Here is a 24,766-nt window from a genome sequence, read left to right on the forward strand (position 1 = left end):
CGATGCTAAGCTTTTGTTTTTATGTAATTCCCGAGGGGGCATGATGAAGACGAGACGGATCGGCAAGACCGGGCTTGAGGTGACCGAGATCAGCTACGGCGCGGCTCCCCTCGGCGGCCTCTACCGCGCATGCCCGCGCGAGCAGGCGATGGAAACGCTGCAGGCCGCCTGGGACAGCGGCATCCGCTATTTCGACGTCGCTCCCTGGTACGGCCTCGGCCTTGCCGAACGGCGCGTCGGCGATTTCCTGCGCGACCAGCCGGACGGCGCTTACGTGCTGTCCACCAAGGTCGGCCGGCTGCTTCGGCCGGTGCCGACGGGGACGGTGCCGGATTACAGCTATGTCAATCCGCTCTCCTTCGATGCCGATTACGACTATTCCTATGACGGCATCATGCGCTCGGTCGAGTTCAGCTATGCCCGTCTCGGCCTCAACCGCATCGATATTCTCTACGTGCACGATATCGGCGTCTATACGCATGGCGCGGCGAAGAACGCGGTCTATCAGAAGCAGCTGCTCGATTCCGGCGTGAAGGCGTTGGAAGAGCTGAAATCCTCCGGCGCGATCTCAGCCTTCGGCCTCGGCGTCAACGAAGTGCCCGTCTGCCTCGACGTCATGCGCCATGCCGATCTCGACTGCATCCTGCTTGCGGGCCGCTATACGCTGCTCGACCGTTCGGCGGTCGACGAACTGCTGCCCCTCTGCCGGCAGAAGGGCACGTCGCTCGTGGTCGGCGGCGTCTTCAACTCCGGCATTCTCGCCACCGGTCCGGTGCCGGGCTCGCATTTCGACTATATGCCGGCCGATGCGGACGTGCTTGCCAAGGTCGGTGCCATGGAGGCGATCGCCAAGCGTCACGGCGTGCCGCTCGCGGCCGCCGCCATGCAGTTTCCGCTGCGCGACCCGATCGTCGCCTCGGTGCTGATCGGCACCGCCAAGCCCTCGAGCCTGACGCGCAACATGGAAATCGTCGAGCCGCCGCTTGCCGAGGGCATCTTTGCCGAATTCGAGCCCTATACGCTCACCGCGCCGCCGCTCGGCGCCGAAGCGGTCCGAGTCTGAGGAGACAACTATGCTGAGGGGTATTCATCCGCTGCTCGGTCCCGACCTGCTCCATGCCCTGAAGACGATGGGGCATGGCGACGACATCGTTATCGCAGACGCCAATTTCCCCGCGGGCTCGATGGGCCCGCCGGTCATCCGCGCCGACGGCGTCAGCGCCACCGCGATGGCCGAAGCGATCCTGACACATATGCCGCTCGACACCTTCGTGCCGGAAACGGCATGGCGGATGGAGGTGGTCGGCGACCCGCAGGCCGTGCCCGAAGTCTGCGCCGAGTTCCAGCAGATCGTTTCGAAACGCGCCGGCGATTTTTCGATTGTCCCGGTCGAGCGCTTCGCCTTCTATGCGATGGCGCGCAAGGCCGCCTACATCGTCGCGACCACCGAATTCCGGCTGTACGGCAACCTGATTTTGAAAAAGGGCGTCGTGCATCCGCATGAGGTCGATTTCACCTGATAGCTATTTTAGGCTATCGTGGTATTGAAATGAAATCAGATGCTTGGGAGGAGTTTTCCGGAGCAAAAAAGCGCAATCGACGCCCTTGCAATTTGATTGCGCCTCGGCTAGCTTCTCCCTGCAAATGTTTTTTATCGATAAAAACCCTCCGCCAGCGTTCAGCGGTCCGGTTTATTGGAGGAGAACGCATCCTGAGAGGAGAACCCTTATGAGCATCGTGAAATCCATTCTGTCCCGCCGCGCCTTCACCGCGCTGGCAGGCGCCGCCGTCATCGCCACGGCGATGCCGGTCACGTCCTTCGCTGCCGATGTGACGATCCCGATCATCGTCAAGGACACGACGTCCTTCTACTGGCAGATCGTTCTGGCCGGCGCCCGCAAGGCCGGTAAGGATCTCGGCGTCAACGTGCCGGAGCTTGGCGCCCAGGCAGAATCCGACATCAACGGCCAGATCTCGATCCTGGAAAATGCCGTTGCCGGCAAGCCGGCCGCCATCGTCATTTCGCCGACCGAATTCAAGGCGCTCGGCAAGCCGATCGACGAAGCCGCCAAGTCGGTTCCGATCATCGGCATCGACTCGGGCGCCGACTCCAAGGCGTTCAAGTCGTTCCTGACGACCGACAACGTCCAGGGTGGCCGCATCGCTGCCGACGGTCTTGCCGCCGCGATCAAGGAGATGACCGGCAAGGAAGAAGGCGACATCGTCATCCTGACCAATCTTCCCGGCGTCGGCTCGCTGGAACAGCGCCGCGAAGGCTTCCTGGATCAGATCAAGACCAAGCATCCCGGCCTGAAGGTCATTGCCGACAAGTATGGCGACGGCCAGGCGACGACCGGCCTCAACATGATGACCGACCTGATCACCGCCAACCCGAAACTCGTCGGCGTCTTTGCCTCGAACCTGATCTTGGCGCAGGGCGTCGGCCAGGCGATCGCCGAAAACAAGCTCGGCGACAAGATCAAGGTCATCGGCTTCGACAGCGACGACAAGACGGTCGGCTTCCTCAAGGACGGCGCCATTGCCGGTCTCGTCGTTCAGGACCCCTATCGCATGGGTTATGACGGCATCAAGACCGCGCTTGCCGTCTCGAAGGGCGAGAAGGTTCCGGAAAATGTCGACACCGGCGCCAACCTCGTGACCAAGGCGAACATGAAGGATCCGAAGATCGACGCGCTCCTGAACCCGAAGATCAAGTAATAGAACAAGACGGCCGCGCCGGCTCAAAAACCGGCGCGGCCTTTTCCATCCATGGTATGATTCACCCGGGATGGAGCGAGAGACGACAAGAGGAGGAGAGGTCCATGATCGGACTGGAAGAGGTCAGTCATCGCCACGATGACAGCGCCACGCTGAAAGAAGCCAATCGCATTCCCACCGGATCGCCTATCCTCGAACTCAAAGGCCTGCAGAAGAATTACGGTCATGTGCAGGCGCTGAAACCGGCGACGCTGACCTTCCTGGCGGGAGAGATCCACGCCATCGTCGGCGAAAACGGCGCCGGCAAATCCACCCTGATCAAATTGCTCACCGGCGTCATCACCCGCACGGCCGGCGAGGTGTTGTGGTGCGGTCACCCGGTGGGGCTGTCGACGCCGAACGAGGCGATCGCCCGCGGCATCAACGCCGTCCACCAGGAAGTGGTGCTCTGCCCACACCTGACGGTCGCCGCCAATCTCTTCCTCGGCGACGAGGTCAACCGCTACGGCCTGATGCGCAAGAAGCAGATGGAGAAGATGGGCCAGGCCGTGCTCGACGATCTCGGCTTCGGCCTGCCGGCCGGCGCGCTACTAAGTTCGCTGACGATCGGCCAGCAGCAGCTGGTGGCAACGGCGCGCGCGGCGATGCGCGGCACGCAGTTCCTGATCTTCGACGAACCCACCGCCTATCTCACCCGCCAGGAATCGGCGCAACTGTTCAAGCTGATCCGCCGCCTGCAGGGCGAAGGCGTCACGATCGTCTATATCAGCCATCGCATGGAGGAGGTCTTCGAACTGGCCGACCGTGTCTCGGTGCTGCGCGACGGCACGCATGTCGGCACCCGGCTGATCGGCGAGACGAACGATGCCGAGCTGATCGCATTGATGATCAACCGCTCGATCGAGCAGATCTACCACAAGGAAGAGATCGCCTTCGGCGAGACGATCGTCGAGGTTAAAGGGCTTTCGGGTCCGGGCTTCGAGGACGTGTCGCTCAGCGTCAAATCAGGACAGATCGTCGGCCTCTATGGCCTGATCGGTGCCGGACGTAGCGAATTTGCGCTCGGCCTTTATGGGCGCCAGCCGACAAGCGCCGGGGAAGTCCACTGGATGGGCAAGCGCGTCGACATCCGGAACGAACGCACCGCGATGGAGCTCGGCATTGCTCTGGCGCCGGAAAGCCGGCGCGACCAGGGTCTCTGCCTCAATCAGTCGATCGGCCTCAATATCAACCTGCCGGTCTTCGGGCGCCTCAGCCACGGGCCGGTCATCAACCATGCGCGGGAATCTGCGAATGCCGACAATCAGATCCGCAATCTCAGCATCAAGACGCCGAGCCGGCGCGTTCCGGCCTCCAGCATGTCGGGCGGTAACCAGCAGAAGATCGTCATCGGCAAGTGGCTGAGCCACGGCGCCAGGCTGTTCATCTTCGACGAACCCACAGTCGGCGTCGACGTCGGCACCAAGGCTGAGATCTACCGGCTGTTCGCCAAGCTTCTGAAGGAGGGCGCTGGCATCATCCTGATCTCCTCCTATCTGCCCGAGGTCTACGAATTGGCCGACCGGCTGCACGTCTTCCGCGGCGGCAGGATCGTCGCCAGCCATGATTATCGCGCGGCGACGCATGAAGAAGTGCTCAGCGAAGCGATCGGCGTCTGAGCACGAGACAACAAAGAGATAGAGCATTTCCGCGGTTCGGAAAAAACGGAAAGGCTCTAAGAGGGAGAAAATTCATGACTGCCACCCCCACCGAAATCGTCGCGCCGCCGCCGCGCCGGAAAATGAACATCCTGTTCGGCCTGACGCTGATCGGGCTCTTGATCTTCCTCTGGGTCGTGCTTGGGCTGGTCACCCCGAGCTTCTGGACGCCGCTCAACATCTCGAACCTGCTGCGTCAGGGGGCGATGACGGCGATTCTGGCGCTCGGCCAGACCTTCGTCATTATCACCGCCGGCATCGATCTGTCGGTCGGCGCCATCGTCGGCTTCTGCACCGTCATCATCGCCTGGCTCCTGCAGGCCGGCGTGCCGCTCTGGGGCGCTATCGTGCTGACGCTCGCCATCGGTGTGGCGATCGGCGCCTTCCACGGCTTCGGCATCGTGCATATGGGCCTGCCGCCGTTCATCATCACGCTGGCAACGCTGACGTCGCTGCGCGGCATCGGCCTGCTGATCACCAACGGCTCGACGATCAGCATCACCGACGAGAGTTTCAGCAATTTCGCGCGGGCCGATTTCCTCAGCATTCCGAGCCTGTTCTGGATGGTCATCCTGGTGGCGGTGCCTTCCTTCGTCTTCCTGCATTTGAGCCGCTGGGGCCGCTATCTCTTCGCGGTCGGCTCGAATGCCGAAGCGGCGCGCCTTTCCGGCGTCAACGTCAAGGGCATGATCTATCTCGCCTATATCCTCTCGGCCGGCTTCGCCGCCTTCGTCGGCGTGCTGCTCGCCTCGCGCATCGCCATCGGCAATGCGACACAGGCCGACGGCTGGGAACTGCAGGCGATCGCCTCCTCCGTTATCGGCGGCACCAGCCTGTTCGGGGCGGTCGGCTCCGTGCACGGCCCGTTGATCGGCGCCTTCATTCTCGCCACCATCAACAACGGCGCCAACCTTCTGAACGTCAATTCCTTCTGGCAGCGCATCATCACCGGACTGCTGATCATCGTGATCGTGTTCTTCGACCAGTTGCGGCGCCGCAAGAGCAATTGAGAGCATAGGGAAGCCGGTCGAACAGGCCGGCTTCAACCATTCAAGCAATGCGAGACCCGTCATGAAAGCAGTAGTTTGCCGCGAGCCCGGCGTGCTCGAGATCGTCGAGCGGCCATCTCCCGCCACACCGGCGCCCGGCTGGGTGCGGCTGGCCGTCAGCCATGTCGGCATCTGCGGCACGGATTATCACATCTTCGAGGGCAAACACCCTTTCCTCGAATATCCCCGGGTGATGGGGCACGAGATCTCGGCGACCGTCATCGAAGCCGGTGAGGGCGTGACGCTTGCAGCCGGCACACCTGTTATCGTCAACCCCTATCTCTCCTGCGGCCAATGTGTCGCCTGCATCAAGGGCAAGCCGAATTGCTGCACCAACATCAAGGTGCTCGGAGTCCACACCGACGGCGCCTTCTGCGAGGAGATTTCTGTTCCGGCAGGCAATCTCTATCCCGCCGAGGGCCTCAGCCTGGAGGCGGCGGCGACGACGGAATTTCTGGCGATCGGCGCGCATGCGGTGCGCCGCTCGCTGGCCGGCGCCGGCCAGCGCGCACTCGTCATCGGCGCCGGCCCAATCGGCCTCGGCGCGGCGATCTTCTCGCGCATTGCCGGTCACGAGGTGACGCTGCTCGATACCAGTGCCGAACGGCTGCAGATGGCATCGGAGCGCTTCGGCTTTAGCTCCGGCATCGTCGCCAACGAGGCGACGGCCGAGGCCGTCAAGGAAAAGACCAATAACGACGGTTTCGACGTGGTGTTCGATGCGACCGGCTACGGCCCGTCGATGGAAAAGGCCTTCTCCTTCGTCGCCCACGGCGGCGCGCTGGTGCTGGTCAGCGTCGTCAAGGACGATATCCGCTTCTCCGATCCCGAATTCCACAAGCGAGAGATGATGCTGATCGGCAGCCGCAACGCCACCCGCGTCGATTTCGAACATGTGGCGGATTCGATCGCCAAGGGCCTTGTGCCGGTGGATAAACTGATCACCCATCGCACGACGCTCGCCGACGCACCGCGCGACCTCGCCCGCTGGGCGCATGAGAAGAGCGGGCTGATTAAGGCGGTGATCCGGGTTGGCGGTTAAAGTGTGTAGAGGGAAGCGTCTCACATATTGCGGATCTGCAATCTAAATCGCGCCGCTACCGCAAACCGGGTCAAACAAATTTGCCGCTATGGAAGTGGCGTATCCAAAGAAAAAGCCGGAAGACTAGTTGTCTCCCGGCAAATTGTTGACGACAGAGTCGAGCGACCTAAGCCGCCTGGACCCGATTAACGGCTACGAAAATGTCCGCAGACGAATTCGAGCTTGCCGAAGCGGATACGGTTGTAAGGATTAACCCAAACCATATCGTTCTCCTTTCGCAAGACGATGGGCCTTGAAAGAACAAGGCAGACATGCGAATCTTTGAGATGGAGTGGTCAAATGATCGCTGGGCGTCTACCGCCTCTTTCGATTACTTGGTCATCTGAGCCGCCTTTCCTGGTGCAAACAGGTTGGGCGGCTTTTTGTTAGTCTCCCCTCTGACGCCAATGCCCAGAGCGCGAGGGGCTATTACGATCTTGCTTTCACTGCTTCGACCTCAAAATTTGTTGGCGGGAATCACCCTGACGATTCCCGCGACTCGAATATCGCGTGCAATTACTCCCGCGTCAATGCTCCAGTACCCTTGAGTAATCCAGATTTCTCCAGTACTCTTTCGACACTGACATAACGAGTCGGAGATCCAATGAGCGACACGGCAGCCAAGGCAATTCGGAGCCCCAGTTATCCAAGCATGTCTCTGCGAGACGCTTTGCATGCGGTTGGAAAAATCGAATTGGTTTATCGATCAACCCCGGTTGACCGAGAAACTGCAGCCAAGTTGATAGGATACAGTTCCCTCAGTGGCCCAGCGGCGAAAGCTCTCGCCGCACTGGCGGCATATGGATTGTTTGACCGTGCCGGCAAAGGAGAGGCGCGTGTTACACCTCGCGCTGTCGCCATCTTGCATCCCGCAAATGAGGACGAACGACGCCTGCATCTACTTGAGGCGGCGTCCGAACCACCGCTCTTTAGCGAGTTGCGAGACCGCTTTTCCGGTATCCCCGTTCCCCCAGAAAGCGGCGTGGTGACCTATCTCAATAGACAGGGGTTCAACCCCAATGCAGTTCGCCCTGCCGCGAATGCGTTCTTGGAGACAATGCGGTTCGTTGAGGAACTGAAAGCAAACGAAAGTCATGGTCCCAACGTGACGGAAGGCATAGAATCTTCTACATCGAAGGTCGTCTCGGATGAAACGACATTCGGTGGGGCGGTCATAGGCGATCTTATCCAATGGGAATCGCAGGGCGCGCTTCAGTTTCCGAAGCCTCTACGCGTCCGTTTCATATCCGATGATAGGGAATGGGTTGCGGTAGAAGGAAGCCAGACAGGTATTCCCATGAGTGAAGTTATCGTTGAATCCAAAGCGTCAGCTCAAAAGACGCCCCCTACTTTTCCTTTACCTCAGGAGGAAGAATCGTTGAGTCCTGCACAGGGCGAAGTCGAGTGGATAAGGAGCCGATTGGGTGGTGACACGAATGTGCGACTTCTGGTGAAGGGTGACATGGGGCCCAAGGAGATTGGAAAGCTTATTCGGTTGCTGGAGGCCCAGAAACTGGTCCTCGAAGAAGACTGATTCTTAGACATAGATTGACAAATTTCGCGAAGCCGCCAGCGAACTCGAAACATGCCTTAGACAGTCTCGATCGCCGCGCGCATCTGCTTGACGACCTCGACATCGGTACGGTTCGAGGTCGGCACATCGAAGCCGAAGGAGATGGCGCGCGGATCGGCGCCAGCAACGGGTGAGCTGCAGGAACCGTGGATCTCATGCGCGCCGATTGCCCGCAGGATTTCGGCGGCATTGGCAGGGCGCACACCGCTGCCGGGCATGATTGAAATGCGGCCGGCCGCCTTTGCCGACAGGTATTTCAACGTTTCGATGCCGTCGACGGCCTTCAGCGCGCAGCCCGAGGTCAGGATGCGATCAACGCCGAGCTCGACCGCCTGCTCCAGCGCCTGGTCGGCATCCGGCACCAGATCGAAAGCCCGGTGCAGCGTCGAGCCGAGGCCAGAAGCATGCGCTTTCAGGCGGTGGATCAGCGGCATGTCGAGCCTGCCGTCCGGCCGGTTGGCGCCGATGACGACGCCGGCGAGGCCGGCGGCGCGCACGGCGTCGATATCGAGCAGCATCGCTTCCTCGTCGGTGCTGCCGAAGATGAAGGGGCCAGCATGCGGGCGGATCATCGCGTAAACAGGAATGGGCGCCCGGGCGGCGATCCGCATCAGGCTCGGCAGCGGCGTCAGGCCGCCGAGCTCCAGCGCCGAGCAGAGCTCGATACGACCGGCGCCACCCTCGATCGCGGCGGCAAGGCCCTCGGCGCTGTCGACACAGACTTCCAGCAGGATCGTCATGCGGCGCTCTCCCTGACTGCGTCGGTTTTCGCGACGGTCTCCGACGTTATTCTTGCCGCCGCCGCGATGATGACGGCAGAGGCATCGGCGGCGGCTTTGCGATGGTTGAAGGCGACGTGATAGGACATCGGCAGGGCCTCGTCGAGATGGACGATGCGCACCTTGTCGGCGATCGGCATGGCGCTGACACGGCCGAGGAAGGAGACGTAACCGTGATTGGCGACGAGGTCGACGATCACCGGCAGTGAATCCGCCGCGGTGATATCGCGGCTGCGCAAGCGCCGGTCGGGTGCACGCTCGGCGCTGAAGGCCATGGCCGCATGGCCGAGGCCGGTGCGCGGACTCGGCATGCAGATCGCATGACCGGCGACCAGATCGGCGACCGTCGTCTCCGTGCTTTGCGGCGGGGCGATCACCACCATGTCGGTCTGCAGCAGTTCGCGGTGGCGGAAGTCATCCAGGCCGAAGACCGAATCCAGGATCGCCACATCGATGCGGCCGCTCTTCAGCGCCTCGCGCAGATCGTCGGCGGTCATCGAGACCAGCGAGATCGCATTGTTGCTGCGGCGCGCATTCCATTCGGAGACCAGCAAGCCGAGGCAGCGCGCCACCCAGCTTTCCGATCCGGTCGGAATGATCGTGCCGATGCGCAGCGACCGGGCGGTGCGGCGATAGCGCTCGTCGGCGGCCGATTTCAGATCGTTCCACGCCTGGCTGATCGCCATGAAGATCTGGTAGGCGCGCCTGCCCTCCTCCGTCAGCACCGAGCCTTGCGCCTGCCGCTCGAACAGGCGGCGGCCGAGAAATTTTTCGAGATTGGCAAGCTGCAGCGAAAGCTGCGGCTGACCGAGATGCAGGCGGCGGGCGGCGCGGTTGATGCTGCCCTGGTCGGCGACCTCGAGGAACCGCTCGATCGCGCCGATCTTGACGGGAATGCGGGCGGCCCAGGCCTCATCGATGCCGCCGGCGCCGACCTGGCCGGCGAATTGGCAGAGTTCGCCGATCGCGACCGTGATCGGCTCCAGGCCTTCGAGCACGCCGCCGCTTGCGATCAGCGTCACCAGCTCGCCGGAGGCGCGTTCCGTCAGCTTCATCGCCAGTTCGGTCTCGGCATTGCGGATGGCCGCAGACACGGTGGAAGGCGACAGTTGGAACCGGCGCGCGGTCTCGCGGACCGAAGCCGAGGTCAGGACGTGACGGATGATGAACAGGGCGCCGAGATGCAAAGGCTGGCTCCGGAAAGCGCTTTAAAAACCGGACGATATGATGTGTTCGCGAAAAAAGATATCCCTGCCTCGACAGAGCCGGGCTATCGTCGCCTCCATAAAAATCCGGGCGGCGGTTATTCGCGCAAGAGCACCGGAACCATCGCGGAAACACGCAAGGGAACAAAAACAAATCGCGCCGGACCCGGAAAAGGGAATGCCTTTCCGCGCGCCGGGCCGCGTTCGCCGCCATAATCACCGGCGCGAACGCAAATACTGGAGGGGGCCTGCATCGATTTTTCGAGCGTGCACGCTATTTCCATGACGCACGCAATTCCGGCATGATGGCGGCCTTGTCGCCTTCGCCGGCGGATTTCCTGCGCAGACGCCTCCCGCCGGGGGGCTGCGCCACGTCAACGGTGTTAAAACAGGGGATATTCCATGCTGAAGAAACTCGCACTTGCCGTCTCGCTCTCCGCTTTCGCGGCGGGTGCGGTTCAGGCCGCAGACGTCGTCGTCTCGTCGAAAATAGACACGGAAGGCACGCTGCTCGGCAACGTCATCGCACTGGCGCTTGAAGCAAACGGCATCAAGACGCAGGACCGCATCGCGCTCGGCGCCACACCCGTGGTGCGCAAGGCGATCACCGCAGGCGAAATCGATATTTATCCCGAATATACCGGCAATGCCGGCTTCTTCTTCAACAAGGCCGACGATGCTGCCTGGAAGAACAACGACCAGGGATATGAGCTGGCGAAGAAGCTCGATTACGACGCCAACAAGATCGTCTGGCTGACGCCGTCGCCTGCTAATAACACCTGGGCGCTCGCCGTGCGCAACGACGTCGCCAGCCCGAACAAGCTGAAGACCATGTCCGATTTCGGCAAGTGGGTTGCCGGCGGCGGCACCGCCAAGCTTGCGGCCTCATCCGAATTCGTCAATTCGGCCGGCGCGCTTCCCGCCTTCCAGACGACCTACGGCTTCCAGCTGAAACCCGACCAGATGGTCGTTCTCTCCGGCGGCGACACGGCGGCGACGATCAAGGCGGCGGCCGACCAGACGAACGGCGTCAACACCGCCATGGTCTACGGCACCGACGGCGCGATCGAAGCGGCCGAACTGACCGTTCTCGAAGACGACAAGGGCGTGCAGCAGGTCTATGCGCCGACCCCGATCATCCGCGAAGCGGTGCTGAAGGCCAATCCTAAGATCGAGGAGATCCTCTCGCCGATCTTCAAGAGCCTCAGCGCCGACGAGCTGCGCAAGCTCAACGCCAAGATCCAGGTCGACGGCGAGCCGGCAAAATCCGTCGCCGAGGCCTATCTCAAGGAAAAAGGCTTCCTGAAGTAATCATCGCCCGCTCCGCCCGGCAGCGGGCGGAGCGTCCTTTCCCCATAAGGTTGGATCGATGGACGAAACCTCAGCGGTGCGCAGGCTGGACCGGCTCGGCGTGGTTCTGGTGGCCGGCGGAATTGCGGCCACCGCACTGATGCCCTTCATCTATGTCAAGGCAAACCGTATCGCCGCCGGCAAGCCGATGCTGCTCACCCAGCTCCTTCCCCAGGCTTCCGTCGTCATCCTGACCGCCCTGCTTATTCTCACCGCCCTGGCGACGCTGTTTCTGCGCAGCGCAGTGGCGCGGCTTGTCATCGCCACGCTCTGCCTTGCGGCGCTGGTCGTTGCGATCGGCCTGGTCTCGAGCGCGGCGACGCCGCCCGGCAGCACCGTGGCGCGCATGACGCCGGGCGGCGGTTTCTGGGTGCTGTTTGCGGTGATCGGGCTCATCATCTCCGATGCGCTGGTGAAGATAAGGCTGGCGCCGTGGATGCGGGTGGCTGCGCTCGCCGCCTATACGGCGCTGCTGTTCATCTCGCTCGCCTCCGGCCTGCTCGACAGCCTGTCGATCATGAAGGAGTTTGCGACGCGGGCGCCGCAATTCGAGACGGAAGCGATTTCGCATCTGCTGCTGGCGCTCGGCTCGCTCGCCATCGCCATTATTCTCGGGCTGCCGCTCGGCATCCTTTGCTTCTGGGTGCCGCGGCTGCGGGCCGTCGTGCTGCAGGGCCTGAGCCTCATCCAGACGATCCCGAGCCTGGCCCTCTTCGGCTTGCTAATGCTGCCGCTCGGCTATCTCGCCACCCATGTGCCGCTGGCGGCCGCGATCGGCATTCGCGGCATCGGCACGGCGCCGGCGCTGATTGCGCTGGTGCTCTATTCGCTGCTGCCGATCGTTGCCAACACCGTCGTCGGCCTACAGGGCGTCGACCCTTCGGTGCGTGACGCTGCGGCCGGCATGGGGCTGACGCGCCGGCAGATCCTTGTTGGTATCGACATGCCGCTCGCCTTTCCCGTCATCCTCACCGGGATCCGCATCGTGCTGGTGCAGGCGATCGGCATGGTGACGATCGCCGCGCTGATCGGCGGCGGCGGCTTCGGCATCTTCATCTTCCAGGGGCTCGGCCAGACGGCGATGGACCTCGTCCTGCTCGGCGCCGTGCCGACCGTCTTCTTCGCCTTCTCATCGGCCGTCATCCTCGATGCGGTCATCGACAGCATCCGGGGGCCTGCCGCATGACCATGATCGAAATCCGCAACGTCACCAAGCGCTATGGTGCTGCCACCGTCGTCGACAATGTCTCGATGCAGGTCGAAAAGGGCTCGATCACCGTCGTCGTCGGCACGTCGGGCTCCGGCAAATCGACGCTGATGCGGATGATCAACCGGCTGGCGCCGATCACCGAAGGCGAGATCTTCGTCGGCGGCCAGAATGTGATGGATGTCGAGGTGACCGAGCTTCGCCGCCGGATCGGTTATGCAATCCAGGGGCACGGGCTGTTTCCGCATCGCACCGTGGCGCAGAATATCGCCACCGTGCCGCAGCTGCTCGAATGGGATTCGACACGCATCGCCGCCCGCGTCGAAGAGCTGCTCGGACTGTTCAACCTCGATCCGGCAACTTTTGCCGACAAATATCCGCATCAGCTGTCCGGCGGCCAGCAGCAGCGCGTTGGCGTCGCCCGGGCGCTGGCGGCCGAGCCGGAACTGCTGCTGATGGACGAACCCTTCGGCGCCCTCGATCCCGTCATCCGCGGCAAGGCGCAGGACGACCTGCTGGCGATCCAGAAGCAGTTCGGCACCACCATCATCCTCGTCACCCACGACATGGACGAGGCCTTCCATCTCGGCAACCAGATCGCGGTGATGAGCCAGGGCAGATTACTGCAATGCTCGACGCCGGAAAAGATCCTCACCGAGCCCGCCGATCCCTTCGTACAGCAACTGACCGGCACCTCCGACCGGGCGCTGAAGCTGATGTCGCTGCTTTCGCTGAAGGAAAGCATGGAGCCGGCCAAAAGCGGGCTTGCCTATGCCCTGCCGCAATCACTCAGCCTGCGCGATGCGCTCGCCGAAATGATCTGGCAGGGGGTTGATGAAGCCGCCGTGCAGGATAGCGACAAGGCGCAGGTCGGTTCGATCTCGATGGCGCGGCTGCTCGAACTGGGCCGCAAGGCATGAAACTCGTCATCGCCAATCTCTTCCGCCTGGCGGCGCTCGCCCTGCTGCTGGTCCTGCTGTTCAGGACCGAGTGGCTTTCCTTCCTGCTTGTGCCGCTGACGAGCAACAATGCGCCCGCCGTCTATACGCAGAACAGCCTTGCCTCGCTCGCGCTCGGGCATCTGCAGCTCGTCGTCGGCTCGATCGCCTGCAGCGCCGTGCTCGCCGTTATCGGTGGCATCTTCGTGACGCGGAAAAGCGGCGCCGACTTTCTGCCGCTGTCACGGGCGATTGCCAATGCCGGGCAGACCTTTCCCCCGGTCGCCGTGCTGGCGCTTGCCGTGCCCGCCACCGGCTTCGGCGCCATGCCGACGCTGATTGCGTTGTTTCTCTACGGTCTGCTGCCGATCTTCGAAAACACCGTCGCCGGTCTGAAGCAGGTGTCGCCGCAGGTGCTCGACGCCGCCGACGGCATGGGGATGAGCGGCACGCAACGGCTCACGCGCGTCGAGCTGCCGCTTGCCCTGCCGCTGATCCTCGAAGGGCTGAAGGTCGCGACCGTGATCAATATCGGCACGGCGACGATCGGCTCGACCGTGGCGGCCAAGGGCCTCGGCGAGGTGATCATCGCCGGCCTGATATCGGACAATACCGCCTTCATCCTGCAGGGCGGACTGATCGTCGGCCTGATGGCGGTGCTGATCTATGACGCGATGGGTCTGATCGAAAGCGCGATCACGCGAAGAATCGGCTTGCGCGCGGCTTAAGAGGACCGCTACCAAGGCTGGCGTGATCGAAGCAACGGGAGGCAGAATTGGCCAAGATGATCCACTCGATGATCCGCGTTCTCGACGAGGCGCGCTCGGTCGACTTCTACGGCAAGGCCTTCGGTCTTACGGTCGCCGACCGCGTCGATTTCGACACCTTCACGCTGATCTATCTGAGCAATTCCGAGACCGGCTTCGAGCTGGAGCTGACCGTCAACAAGGGCCGCGCCGACCCCTATGATCTCGGCAAAGGCTATGGCCATCTCGCCGTCTCGGTCGAAGAAGTCGCCATCGAGCGCGAGCGCATGGTGAAACTGGGGCTCAAACCGGGCGAGCTGGTGGAGCTCAACCGCGACGGCAAGCTCTTCGGCCTGTTCTTCTTCGTCAGCGATCCCGACGGCTACAAGATCGAGGTGCTGCAGCGCCATGGCCGGTTTCTCTGACCGCGCGCGATCTTCCGACCCAATCATACTCCCACAGCTTCGAGCGGCATAACCAGGAGCCCGCCATGATCGAGAAGACCGCGCTCAATTCCGGCTGGACACTCACCTGCAACGATACAGGAAGACCCCACCTGCCGGATGCGATAGCGGCGACGGTGCCGGGATGCGTCCATACCGACCTTCTCGCCGGCCGGCTGATCCCCGATCCCTATATCGACGTCAACGAGATCACCAACGACTGGGTCGGCAGGGCGGACTGGACCTATCGCTGCCGCTTCGAGGCGACGCCTGACGAGGGCAACGTGCAGGAACTCGTCTTCGACGGGCTCGATACGATCGCGGTCATCAGCCTCAACGGCGAAGAGATCGGCCGCACATTCAACATGCACCGCACCTACCGCTTCGATGTTTCCGAGCTGCTGAAGGCCGGCGCCAACGAACTCTCCGTCACCTTCCGCTCCGCCTACGCCTACGGCGCAGAGATGGAGAAGCAATACGGCTACCGGCCCAACAACTATCCAGGCCCGGGCAATCTGATGCGCAAGATGGCCTGCAATTTCGGCTGGGACTGGGGGCCGACATTGGTGACGGCGGGCCTCTGGAAAACGGTCAGGCTGGAGAGCTGGAATCGGGCGCGGCTCGCCGAGACGCGGGTGTCTGCAAGCCTTGCCGGCGGCGAGGGGCTGGTGACGGTGCATGCAAGGCTGGCGCGCCACGGCAATGCCCGGCCGTGCCGGCTGACCGCCGCGATCGGCGGTGTGACGACGACTGCGGCGATTGCGCCTGGTGAAGACACGGTCGCTTTCGAAATTAGCCTGCCCTCGCCCCAGCTCTGGTGGCCGCACCATCTCGGCGCGCAGCCGCTCTATCCGCTGACGCTCATGCTGATCGACGAGGCCAGCGGCGATCAGCTCGACCGCATCGAGCGCGAGCTCGGCTTCCGCTCGCTCAGGCTCGATACTTCGGCCGACGCGCACGGCTCGGCCTTCACCTTCGTCATCAACGACGTGCCGCTGTTCATCGCCGGTGCCAACTGGATCCCCGACGATTGTTTCCCTTCGCGGGTGACGGCCGACCGTTACGCCGCCCGGATTGAGGAGGCGAAGGCCGCCAACATCCACATGCTGCGCGTCTGGGGCGGCGGCATCTTCGAGACGGACGAATTCTACGAAGCCTGCGACCGCATGGGCATGCTGGTCTGGCAGGATTTCCTCTTTGCCTGCGCGGCCTATCCGGAGGAGGAGCCGCTTCGAAGCGAGGTCGAGGCGGAGGTGCGCGACAATGTCGTGCGGCTGATGCCGCATGCCAGCCTGATCCTCTGGAATGGCAATAATGAGAATATCTGGGGCTTCGACGAATGGGGCTGGCGGCCGATCATCAAGGCCGATGAAAGCTGGGGGCTCGGCTATTACCTCGACCTGCTGCCGCGGCTCTGCGCCGAACTCGATCCCGACCGGCCCTATTATCCCGGCAGCCCCTATTCCGGATCGATGGAGATCGAGCCCAATGCCGACGCGCATGGCTGCAAACACATATGGGACGTGTGGAACGATGTCGGCTACGAGGTCTACCGCGATTATATCCCGCGCTTCTGCTCCGAATTCGGCTGGCAGGCGCCGCCCGCCTGGGCGACGATCGAAGAAAGCGTGCATGACCAGCCGCTGACGCCGCAATCGAACGGCGTCTTCCACCACCAGAAGGCGACGCAGGGCAATGAGAAGCTGATCCGCGGGTTGGCCGGCCATCTGCCGGAGCCAAAGACGATGGAGGACTGGCACTTCGCCACCCAGCTCAACCAGGCGCGCGCCATCCGCTTCGGCATCGAGCACATGCGCTCGCATCGGGACATCTGCAAGGGTGCGGTGGTCTGGCAGTTCAACGACTGCTGGCCTGTGACCTCCTGGGCCGCGCTCGATTCGGCCGGCCGCCGCAAGCCGCTCTGGTATGCGCTGAAGGCGGCCTATGATCCGCGCCTGCTGACGATCCAACCGCGCGATGGCGGACTGTCGGCGGTGGCGGTCAATGAGAGGACGCTGTTCTGGCGGGCGAAGATTAGCGGCAGGCGTTTGAAGCTCGACGGAACAGTGCTCGCCGAATTCGAATTCTGGCGGCTGCTCTGCGACCGCTTCGAGGCCAAGGAATTTCCGCTGCCGAAGCATATCGTTAGACCAGACTTACCGACGGAAGAGGTCATCGTCGTTGAGATGCTCGACCGACGGGCGTTGCATTACTTCGTCGAGGATATCGAGCTCGCCTTGTCAGTGCCGCGGCTGGCGGTCGATGTTGCGGCGTTCGGGGGTGGATATGCCGTGAAGGTGACGGCTGAGAATTTCGTCAAGGACCTCTGCCTGATGGCGGATCGGTTGGATCCGGATGCTGTGGTGGATACGATGCTGGTGACGCTGCTGCCGGGGGAGAGCCATGTGTTTGCGGTGAGGACGGCAAAGGTGATCGCCGCTGCGGACATCACGATCGGGACGGTGCTGCGGTCCGCCAATGATCTTGTGGCGGGGGGCGATAAAGGCGGCCGCAGCCTCTCGACTCCCTCTTCTCCCCGAGGGGAGAAGAGGAGATGCCGCGACCTCCCAGGTTCCTTGCAACCTTTGTAAGGTACGTCTGCCACACACCAAAAAGGCCCCGCCTCCAACGGGGCCCTTCCAGCTCGGTCCATCGGACGAGATTACATCCAGTAGGGCGGCACGCCGTAATAATCGTACACCCGGCGGCCATTGTCGTTGTACCAGGTGTCATCATCGTCCGAATAGCTGGGTGCGCCTTCGATCTGCTCCTTGGTCAGGTCGATGCGATAGCCGTCCAGCTGGGTGTCGTAATTCAGCTTTTCCCAGGGCAGCGGATAGTGATCGTGACCGATGCCAAGGAAGCCGCCGAAGCTCAGCACCGCATAGGCAACGCGGCCATCGCGCTTGCCGATGATCAGGCGTTCGATCGAGCCGATATGCCGGCCATCGGCGCCATAGACGCGGGTGCCTTCGACGCGGTCGCTGGCGATCAGCGAATGCGTTTCCTTGGCGTTCGGGTCACGGCGGCTGGCGTCGGTGTCCTGATTCAACATTTGAACCTCCTTTGGTGTTTCCTCATGGTTGGTATGGAAGGTCAACGCCATGGCGGACTCAAAGTTCCCTGCCCTTTCCACGGCCGCGCCCCGGGTGATTATTGACGTTTACGTCAAGGTTAGTATAGCTTCATTCGGCTTGAACCGTTCAGGCAATGGCATAAGCTGCCGGACCGGAAGATGGAGGATGCTTCCGGTCAATGAGAGCCAGTCGACCACGGCTCGACCGGCGCGGCGGTCGCAAGGGAGAGAGAGACACGATGAGCAGCATTTCCGTCCATCCGACCGGAGCAAAAGCCGGCAAGCCGTGGCTTGCCACCTATCCCGATGTGGTTCCGGCCGAACTGCCGCCGCTGGAATATGCCTCGCTTGCAGAACTTCTGGAAAAATCCTGCGCCCGTTATGCCGACCGGACGGTTTTTTCGAGCATGGGCAAGGCGATGAGCTATCGCGAGCTGGAGAGCCAGACGCGCAAGGTCGCCGCATGGCTGCAGAGCATCGGCCTCGAGAAAGGCGACCGCGTCGCGGTCATGATGCCGAATGTCCTGCAGAACCCCGTCGCCACCTATGCGATCCTTCGGGCCGGCCTCGTGGTCGTCAACGTCAATCCGCTCTATACGCCGCGCGAACTCGAACACCAGCTGCGTGATTCCGGCGCCAAGGCGATCTTCGTGCTGGAGAATTTCGCCCGAACCGTCGAGCAGGTCCTCAACAAGACCGATCTGCGCCATGTCGTCGTCACCTCGCTGGGCGAAATGCTGGGACCGAAGGGGCTGATGGTCAATTTCGTCGTGCGCAAGGTGAAGAAGCTCGTTCCCTCCTGGTCGATCCCGCAGCATAAGAGCTTCGGTGAGGTGCTGCGCGAAGGCGCAAAGACACGTCTCCAGCCGGTCACGCTTGCCGGCGGCGACATCGCCTTCCTGCAATATACCGGCGGCACAACAGGCGTTGCCAAGGGCGCGGTGCTGACGCATCAGAACCTGCTCGCCAACAAGCTGCAGCTGTCGCTCTGGCTGCGATCGGCTTTCCAGCGCAAGAAACAGCCCGAGGTTCTGAACTTCCTCTGCGCCCTGCCGCTCTATCACATCTTCGCGCTGACGGTGAATTCGCTGATGGGCATGTCGCTCGGCGCCCACAATATCCTGATCGCCAACCCGCGCGACATTCCCGGCCTCGTCAAGGAGTTCGGAAAGTCGAATATTCATATCTTCCCCGGCCTGAACACGCTGTTCAACGCGCTGCTGAACAACGCCGAATTCGCCAAGCTCGATTTCTCCTCGCTCATCATGTCGCTTGGCGGCGGCATGGCCGTCCAGCGCCCGGTCGCCGAACGCTGGCTGCAGATGACAGGCACGGCTATTACGGAAGGCTACGGGCTTTCGGAGACCTCGCCAGTCGCCACCGCCAACCGCTTCGATTCGATCGAGTTTACCGGCTCGATCGGCCTGCCCATCCCTTCCACCGAACTCGACATCCGCGACGAGGAAGGCCGTTCGCTGCCGCTCGGAGAAATCGGCGAGATCTGCATCCGCGGGCCGCAGGTGATGGCCGGCTATTGGCAGAAGCCGGAGGAAACGGCGCGGGTGATGACCGCCGACGGCTATTTCCGCTCGGGCGACATGGGCTTCATGGACGAGCGCGGCTATACCAAGATCGTCGACCGCAAGAAGGACATGATCCTCGTCTCCGGCTTTAACGTCTATCCGAACGAGATCGAGGAAGTCGCCGCCATGCACGCCGGCATCCTCGAGGCGGCGGCGATCGGCGTGCCGGACGGCCATTCCGGCGAGGCGGTCAAGCTCTTCGTAGTCAGGAAGGATCCGAACCTGACGGAAGCGGAGGTGAGGGCCCATTGCATTGCCAATCTCACCAACTACAAGCGCCCGCGCTTCATCGAATTCCGCACCGAGCTGCCGAAATCGCCGGTCGGCAAGATCCTGCGCAAGGATCTGCGCGGCTGAATTTGACAAGCTCCTGAAATTTAATGCCATCCGCCTGCCGCGGGTGGCTTTTTTCATATAGGCGCGGCGGCTGAACTTGATTTGGGCGCGATAAAGCGAATAGTTTCCGCAACCCTTTCCGCCTCCAAAGGAGCCTCCCCATGAACGCCATCGTCGAACAGCTGAAAAGCACTGCCGCCGCCACCAAGGCGACCGACCTCCGTGCCGCCTTCGCCGCCGATCCGCAGCGCTTTTCGCGCTTCTCGGTCTCGCTTGACGACCTGCTGATGGACTATTCCAAGACGGCGGTGAACGACGAGATCCTCAAGCTGCTGGTCAAGCTTGCCGAAGAGGGCGGCGTCGAAAAGAAGCGCGAGGAGATGTTCTCCGGCAAGGCGATCAATTTCACCGAGGACCGCGCTGTCCTGCACACGGCGCTGCGCAACCGCTCCAACACGCCTGTCCTCGTCGACGGCAAGGACGTCATGCCTGACGTCAACGCCGTGCTTGCCGCTATGGGCAAGTTTGCCGACGAGATCCGCTCCGGCGCACTGAAGGGCGCCACCGGCAAAGCGATCACCGATGTCATCAATATCGGTATTGGCGGCTCGGATCTTGGCCCCGTCATGGCGACGCTGGCGCTTGCCCCCTTCCATGACGGCCCGCGCGCCCATTTCGTCTCCAATATCGACGGCGCCCACATTGCCGACATCCTGAAGCTCGTGCAGCCGGAAACGACGCTGTTCATCGTCGCCTCAAAGACCTTCACGACAGTCGAGACGATGACCAATGCGCAGACGGCGCGCAATTTCATCGCCAAGGCGCTCGGCGAAGCGGCCGTGCAGCATCACTTCGCCGCCGTCTCGACGGCGCTCGACAAGGTTGCCGCCTTCGGCATCGACAGCGCCCGCGTCTTCGGCTTCTGGGACTGGGTCGGCGGCCGCTACTCGATCTGGTCGGCCATCGGCCTGCCGCTGATGATCGCCATTGGGCCAGAGAATTTTGGCAAGTTCCTCGACGGCGCGCATGCCGTCGACAATCACTTCCGTAAGGCACCCATTACCGAAAACCTGCCGATGCTGCTCGGCCTGCTCGGCTTCTACCATCGCAATGTGCTTGGCTACCCCACCCGCGCCATCCTGCCCTACGACCAGCGCCTGTCGCGCTTCCCGGCCTATCTGCAGCAGCTCGACATGGAATCGAACGGCAAGGGCGTCACCATCGACGGCACGCCGGTCGAGGGCAATTCCGGCCCGGTCGTCTGGGGCGAGGCCGGCACCAACGGCCAGCACGCCTTCTACCAGCTCATCCATCAGGGCACGAGCATCATTCCGGCCGAATTCATGATTGCCGCCAATGCCTTCGAGCCGGAGCTGCGCCATCAGCATCAACTCTTGATCTCCAACGTTCTCGCCCAGTCGGAAGCGCTGATGAAGGGCCGCACTTTCGCGGAAGCCAAGAAGCAACTGACCGACAAGGGCATGGACGACAAGAAGGCCGATTTCATCGCCCCGCATCGCGTCTTCCAGGGTAACCGCCCATCGATCACCTTCGTCTACGACAAGCTGACCCCTTACGCGCTCGGCCGCCTGATCGCGCTCTACGAACACCGCGTCTTCGTCGAAGGCGTGCTCTTCCGCATCAACTCCTTCGACCAGTGGGGCGTCGAGCTCGGCAAGGAACTGGCGACGGGCCTACTGCCCGTCGTCGAAGGTAAAGAGAGCGCGGCGAGCCATGATTCCTCCACCCAGGGGCTGGTTGCGGCGCTGGCGAAGCTCGCGAAATAGCTGATCGAGGGGCGGCGCACCACCGCCCCTTATCGCGTGAGGCAGGGCAACGGTCCCTGCCCCATCTTCCGGCGACCTGCCTCATCATCATTGCCAAAACTGACAGTGACGCGGCCGGGTGCCTGCCTGCCGCGCGACGGGCTCGTCGCTCGCAATCGGATGAAACGTTCTTCTAATGGAAAACTGTAGAAAGAATTCTTCCATTCCGCGTGAATTGCCCTAGATTCAAGCAAATTCTGTGCAATGGGTACTTCCGACGACATGGCCTATCAAGCCCGGGACGACGCTCTGTTCCATTGTTCCCGCCGGCCTATACGGCGGCCCCTCGTCCGGATGGCTCGTTTGATGTCGGTGCCCGCCCAGCATCGCCCCCGTCACATTCAGGAGGTTCGCCAGGACGCTCGTCACCTCGCGTTTTCATGTCCCATCTCAACTGAAGGAACCCCATGAGCCGTCTTATCGTCGTTTCCAATCGCGTTCCCGTGCCGAGCAAAGATGGCGGTGCGGCTGCCGGCGGCCTCGCCGTCGCGCTGCAGGCGGCCCTGCAGGAGCGCGGCGGCATCTGGATGGGGTGGTCGGGAGAATCGAGCGGCGACAGGGAACCCGGCGCGCTGTCGCTGCAGCAGAAGGGCAACATCACCTATGCCCTGACCGACCTCACCGACACCGACGTCGAGGAATATTATCGCGGCTTTGCCAACCGCGTTCTCTGGCCGATCTGTCACTACCGCCTGGATCTCGCCGAATATGGCCGGAAGGAAATGGCTGGCTATTTCCGCGTCAATCGCTTCTTCGCACACCGGCTGGCGCCGATGATCGAGCCGGACGACATCATCTGGGTTCACGATTACCACCTCATTCCGCTGGCGGCGGAACTGCGCCAGATGGGGCTGAAGAACCGGATCGGCTTCTTTCTGCACATCCCCTGGCCGCCGGCCGATATTCTCGTCACCATGCCGGTCCATGAAGAAATCATGCGCGGCCTCTCGCATTACGATCTCGTCGGCTTCCAGACCGATTATGATCTCCAGAATTTCGCCGGTTATCTCAGACGGGAGGGCATTGGCGACGATCTCGGCAACGGATTGTTCGATTCCCATGGGCGGATCTTCAAGGCCGGCGCCTATCCAATCGGCATCGAGACCGCGGCCTTCGCCGAATTCGCCGAAAGGGCCGCTGACAATGTCATGGTGCAGAAGACCCGGCGCAGCATCGAAGGCCGGGATATGATCATCGGGGTCGACCGCCTCGATTATTCGAAGGGCATCATTCAGCGGCTGGAAGCCTTCGAACGCTTCCTCACCAGCAATCCTGCCTACCAGAACAAGGTCACCTATCTGCAGGTCACACCGAAATCGCGATCGGAAGTGCCCGAATACGAGCATATGCAAAAGATGGTCGCCGAACAGGCCGGCCGCGTCAACGGCGCCATCGGAACCGTCGACTGGGTGCCGATCCGCTACGTCAACCGATCGATCAGCCGCAATGTGCTCGCCGGGCTCTATCGCCTGGCGACGATCGGGCTGGTGACGCCGTTGCGCGACGGCATGAACCTCGTTGCCAAGGAATATGTCGCCGCCCAAGATCCGGACCGCCCGGGTGTCTTGGTGCTATCGCGCTTCGCCGGCGCGGCACGGGAGTTGAAGGGGGCGCTGCTGGTCAACCCTTACGATGTCGAGGGCACTGCCAATGCGATTGCGCGAGGGCTTGCCATGTCGCTCGAGGAGCGTCGCGACCGTTGGCGCATGATGATGGAGCATCTGCTCTCGCACGACGTCTCTCTATGGTGCAAAGATTTCCTGCGGGACCTGGTGGCCGCACCGAGCTCCGACCGGAGCGGGGCTCAGGGATAGTCTCTTCAGCGCGCGCGAAGAATGAAATCTCTGGCAAATCAGTGCTGGTTGGCACGGGAAACGGGCGTAGGCGTTGCGGCATATCCCCTTCTCCCCCGCGGGGAGAAGGTGCCGGCAGGCGGATGAGGGGGCCCCGGCACAAGCCTCACATCATCCCGAACTCCATACCGCGCCGCCCTGACCAAGCCCGAAATGATTTCGGTGCGATTGAATTCCGTAGGAGGAACCTACTAAGACCGGCATGTGCGGCCCCCTCATCCGCCCTACGGGCACCTTCTCCCCGCTGGGGAGAAGAGGGAACCGAGACGTCGCGGCATTCCTCCTTCGCCCCATTTACGGGCAGAAGGTGCAGGCAGGCGGATGAAGGGCCGACGCTGGCTTAAGCCTTAAAGCCCGATCTCATGCGCCCAGGGCGGGTTGGCGCCGGCGCGGGAGACGGTGACGGCGGCGGCTTTGGCGCCGAGCGTCAGGGCGTTGCGCACCGCCTGTTCGTCGAGCGAGGCGACCTGCACCTTGGTCAGCAGATTGTCCCTCTTCAGCGAGGCGAGCACGCCGGCGTCGAACGTATCGCCGGCGCCGACCGTGTCGACCACCGTCACGCGCTGGCTCGGCACCGTCACCTTGCGTTCCTTGGTATAGCCGGAAGCGCCTTCGGCGCCCTTGGTGATGACGACGAGCTTGGCGCCGTGGGCGAGCCAGTGGGCGGCGAGCGCATCATGGTCGCCTTCAAGACCGAACCAATCGAGATCCTCGTCGGAGAATTTGACGATATCCGATTTGGCCGCCATGCGCTTGATGCGGGCCATATGCGCCGGCTTGTCCTTGATGAAGCCGGGGCGGATGTTGGGATCGAGCGAGATGACGCGCTTTTCGGCTTCGCGGTCGAGCAGCGCTTCGTAGGTTTCGCCGCAGGGGCTCGGGATCAGGCTGATCGCGCCGAAATGCAGCGCTTCGCAATCGTCGCCGAGGACGGGCAGGTCGGCCTCGGTGATCATGCGGCCGGCCGTGCCCTCGTCGTAAAAGGCATAGGTCGCCTGGCCGTTGACGAGCTTGACGAAGGCGATGGTCGACGGGCGCTGCGTGATGGCGCAGGGGCTGTAATCGACATCGGCGGCCTTCAGCGTCGCAAGCAGGATTTCGCCCATCATGTCGTCGGCAATGCCGGTGAAGAAGGCGGTCGGGATGCCGAGGCGGCCGAGCGCGATCGCGGTGTTGAAGATCGCGCCGCCGGCATAGGGGGCAAAACCCTTTTCACCCAGGGTCGTGTCCCTCGGCAGCATGTCGATCAAGGCTTCGCCGCAGCACAAAATCATCGAATTCCTCCCACAGGGCCTACATTCTTCAA

Annotated in this window: 21 protein-coding genes; 17 read left to right on the forward strand and 4 right to left on the reverse strand. The window is 62.5% G+C overall.

Annotation, left to right across the window (positions count from 1 at the left end):
• Nucleotides 1-43: 43 nt before the first annotated feature.
• The 7 genes from B5E41_RS00440 to B5E41_RS00470 all read left to right on the forward strand — a co-directional run bounded on the left by B5E41_RS00440 (nucleotide 44) and on the right by B5E41_RS00470 (nucleotide 8,079).
• On the forward strand, nucleotides 44-1,063 hold the full coding sequence (locus B5E41_RS00440) for an aldo/keto reductase (RefSeq protein ID WP_088390733.1): 1,020 nt from the start codon (nucleotides 44-46) through the stop codon (nucleotides 1,061-1,063).
• 10 nt (nucleotides 1,064-1,073) lie between these two features.
• Nucleotides 1,074-1,520, forward strand: coding sequence for an RbsD/FucU family protein (locus tag B5E41_RS00445; RefSeq protein WP_064809505.1), 447 nt, complete (start codon nucleotides 1,074-1,076; stop codon nucleotides 1,518-1,520).
• Nucleotides 1,521-1,728: 208 nt separating this feature from the next.
• Nucleotides 1,729-2,718 carry an ABC transporter substrate-binding protein gene (locus B5E41_RS00450; RefSeq protein ID WP_088390192.1) on the forward strand — a complete coding sequence of 330 codons (990 nt, stop codon included), beginning with the start codon at nucleotides 1,729-1,731 and terminating at the stop codon, nucleotides 2,716-2,718.
• A gap of 104 nt (nucleotides 2,719-2,822) precedes the next feature.
• On the forward strand, nucleotides 2,823-4,376 hold the full coding sequence (locus tag B5E41_RS00455) for a sugar ABC transporter ATP-binding protein (RefSeq protein ID WP_088390194.1): 1,554 nt from the start codon (nucleotides 2,823-2,825) through the stop codon (nucleotides 4,374-4,376).
• 74 nt (nucleotides 4,377-4,450) lie between these two features.
• The gene (locus B5E41_RS00460; protein ID WP_003570656.1) at nucleotides 4,451-5,425 is read left to right on the forward strand and encodes an ABC transporter permease; all 975 of its coding nucleotides are present in this window, start codon (nucleotides 4,451-4,453) and stop codon (nucleotides 5,423-5,425) included.
• Between the two features lie 61 nt (nucleotides 5,426-5,486).
• Nucleotides 5,487-6,506 carry a zinc-binding alcohol dehydrogenase family protein gene (locus B5E41_RS00465; protein WP_088390196.1) on the forward strand — a complete coding sequence of 340 codons (1,020 nt, stop codon included), beginning with the start codon at nucleotides 5,487-5,489 and terminating at the stop codon, nucleotides 6,504-6,506.
• A 643-nt stretch (nucleotides 6,507-7,149) separates the two neighbouring features.
• Nucleotides 7,150-8,079, forward strand: coding sequence for a hypothetical protein (locus tag B5E41_RS00470; RefSeq protein ID WP_088390198.1), 930 nt, complete (start codon nucleotides 7,150-7,152; stop codon nucleotides 8,077-8,079).
• A 56-nt stretch (nucleotides 8,080-8,135) separates the two neighbouring features.
• Here B5E41_RS00470 and B5E41_RS00475 read toward each other — a convergent pair whose 3' ends face one another.
• Nucleotides 8,136-8,858, reverse strand: a complete 723-nt coding sequence (locus B5E41_RS00475; protein ID WP_088390200.1) for a copper homeostasis protein CutC — start codon at nucleotides 8,856-8,858, stop codon at nucleotides 8,136-8,138.
• Nucleotides 8,855-10,084, reverse strand: a complete 1,230-nt coding sequence (locus B5E41_RS00480; RefSeq protein WP_088390202.1) for a LysR family transcriptional regulator — start codon at nucleotides 10,082-10,084, stop codon at nucleotides 8,855-8,857. Before B5E41_RS00480 ends, B5E41_RS00475 begins: the two co-directional genes overlap by 4 nt.
• Here B5E41_RS00480 and B5E41_RS00485 point away from each other — a divergent pair.
• From B5E41_RS00485 to B5E41_RS00515, 7 genes are all read left to right on the forward strand, one after another.
• Nucleotides 10,052-10,318, forward strand: coding sequence for an acetyltransferase (locus B5E41_RS00485; protein ID WP_245303043.1), 267 nt, complete (start codon nucleotides 10,052-10,054; stop codon nucleotides 10,316-10,318). The genes B5E41_RS00480 and B5E41_RS00485 overlap by 33 nt on opposite strands.
• A gap of 186 nt (nucleotides 10,319-10,504) precedes the next feature.
• Nucleotides 10,505-11,413: a glycine betaine ABC transporter substrate-binding protein OsmF gene (osmF, locus tag B5E41_RS00490; protein ID WP_004668856.1), complete on the forward strand. Its 909-nt coding sequence runs from the start codon at nucleotides 10,505-10,507 to the stop codon at nucleotides 11,411-11,413.
• Between the two features lie 58 nt (nucleotides 11,414-11,471).
• Entirely contained in the window at nucleotides 11,472-12,638 is a 1,167-nt protein-coding gene (locus B5E41_RS00495; protein WP_088390206.1) for an ABC transporter permease, read from the forward strand.
• On the forward strand, nucleotides 12,635-13,579 hold the full coding sequence (locus B5E41_RS00500; protein WP_088390208.1) for an ABC transporter ATP-binding protein: 945 nt from the start codon (nucleotides 12,635-12,637) through the stop codon (nucleotides 13,577-13,579). The genes B5E41_RS00495 and B5E41_RS00500 overlap by 4 nt, the downstream gene beginning before the upstream one ends.
• On the forward strand, nucleotides 13,576-14,325 hold the full coding sequence (locus B5E41_RS00505) for an ABC transporter permease (RefSeq protein WP_088390210.1): 750 nt from the start codon (nucleotides 13,576-13,578) through the stop codon (nucleotides 14,323-14,325). The genes B5E41_RS00500 and B5E41_RS00505 overlap by 4 nt, the downstream gene beginning before the upstream one ends.
• 47 nt (nucleotides 14,326-14,372) lie before the next feature.
• The gene (locus tag B5E41_RS00510) at nucleotides 14,373-14,768 is read left to right on the forward strand and encodes a VOC family protein (RefSeq protein ID WP_010001571.1); all 396 of its coding nucleotides are present in this window, start codon (nucleotides 14,373-14,375) and stop codon (nucleotides 14,766-14,768) included.
• A gap of 65 nt (nucleotides 14,769-14,833) precedes the next feature.
• Complete coding sequence (locus B5E41_RS00515; protein ID WP_088390212.1) at nucleotides 14,834-17,377, forward strand: glycoside hydrolase family 2 protein; 2,544 nt, start codon at nucleotides 14,834-14,836, stop codon at nucleotides 17,375-17,377.
• A gap of 71 nt (nucleotides 17,378-17,448) precedes the next feature.
• Here the strand turns inward: B5E41_RS00515 and B5E41_RS00520 are convergent, their stop codons facing one another.
• Nucleotides 17,449-17,841, reverse strand: coding sequence for a PRC-barrel domain-containing protein (locus B5E41_RS00520; RefSeq protein WP_037143114.1), 393 nt, complete (start codon nucleotides 17,839-17,841; stop codon nucleotides 17,449-17,451).
• Nucleotides 17,842-18,101: 260 nt separating this feature from the next.
• Here B5E41_RS00520 and B5E41_RS00525 point away from each other — a divergent pair, with 260 nt between their 5' ends.
• From B5E41_RS00525 to otsA, 3 genes are all read left to right on the forward strand, one after another.
• The gene (locus tag B5E41_RS00525; RefSeq protein ID WP_088390214.1) at nucleotides 18,102-19,802 is read left to right on the forward strand and encodes a long-chain fatty acid--CoA ligase; all 1,701 of its coding nucleotides are present in this window, start codon (nucleotides 18,102-18,104) and stop codon (nucleotides 19,800-19,802) included.
• A 140-nt stretch (nucleotides 19,803-19,942) separates the two neighbouring features.
• Nucleotides 19,943-21,568 carry a glucose-6-phosphate isomerase gene (gene pgi / locus B5E41_RS00530; protein ID WP_088390216.1) on the forward strand — a complete coding sequence of 542 codons (1,626 nt, stop codon included), beginning with the start codon at nucleotides 19,943-19,945 and terminating at the stop codon, nucleotides 21,566-21,568.
• Between the two features lie 446 nt (nucleotides 21,569-22,014).
• Nucleotides 22,015-23,421 (forward strand): alpha,alpha-trehalose-phosphate synthase (UDP-forming), encoded by a 1,407-nt coding sequence (otsA, locus tag B5E41_RS00535; protein WP_088390218.1) that lies wholly within the window; start codon nucleotides 22,015-22,017, stop codon nucleotides 23,419-23,421.
• Between the two features lie 386 nt (nucleotides 23,422-23,807).
• Here the strand turns inward: otsA and B5E41_RS00540 are convergent, their stop codons facing one another.
• Nucleotides 23,808-24,734, reverse strand: a complete 927-nt coding sequence (locus tag B5E41_RS00540; RefSeq protein ID WP_088390220.1) for a carbohydrate kinase family protein — start codon at nucleotides 24,732-24,734, stop codon at nucleotides 23,808-23,810.
• Nucleotides 24,735-24,766: the final 32 nt, after the last annotated feature.

Source organism: Rhizobium esperanzae, assembly GCF_002204185.1.
Classification (GTDB): Bacteria; Pseudomonadota; Alphaproteobacteria; order Rhizobiales; family Rhizobiaceae; genus Rhizobium; species Rhizobium esperanzae.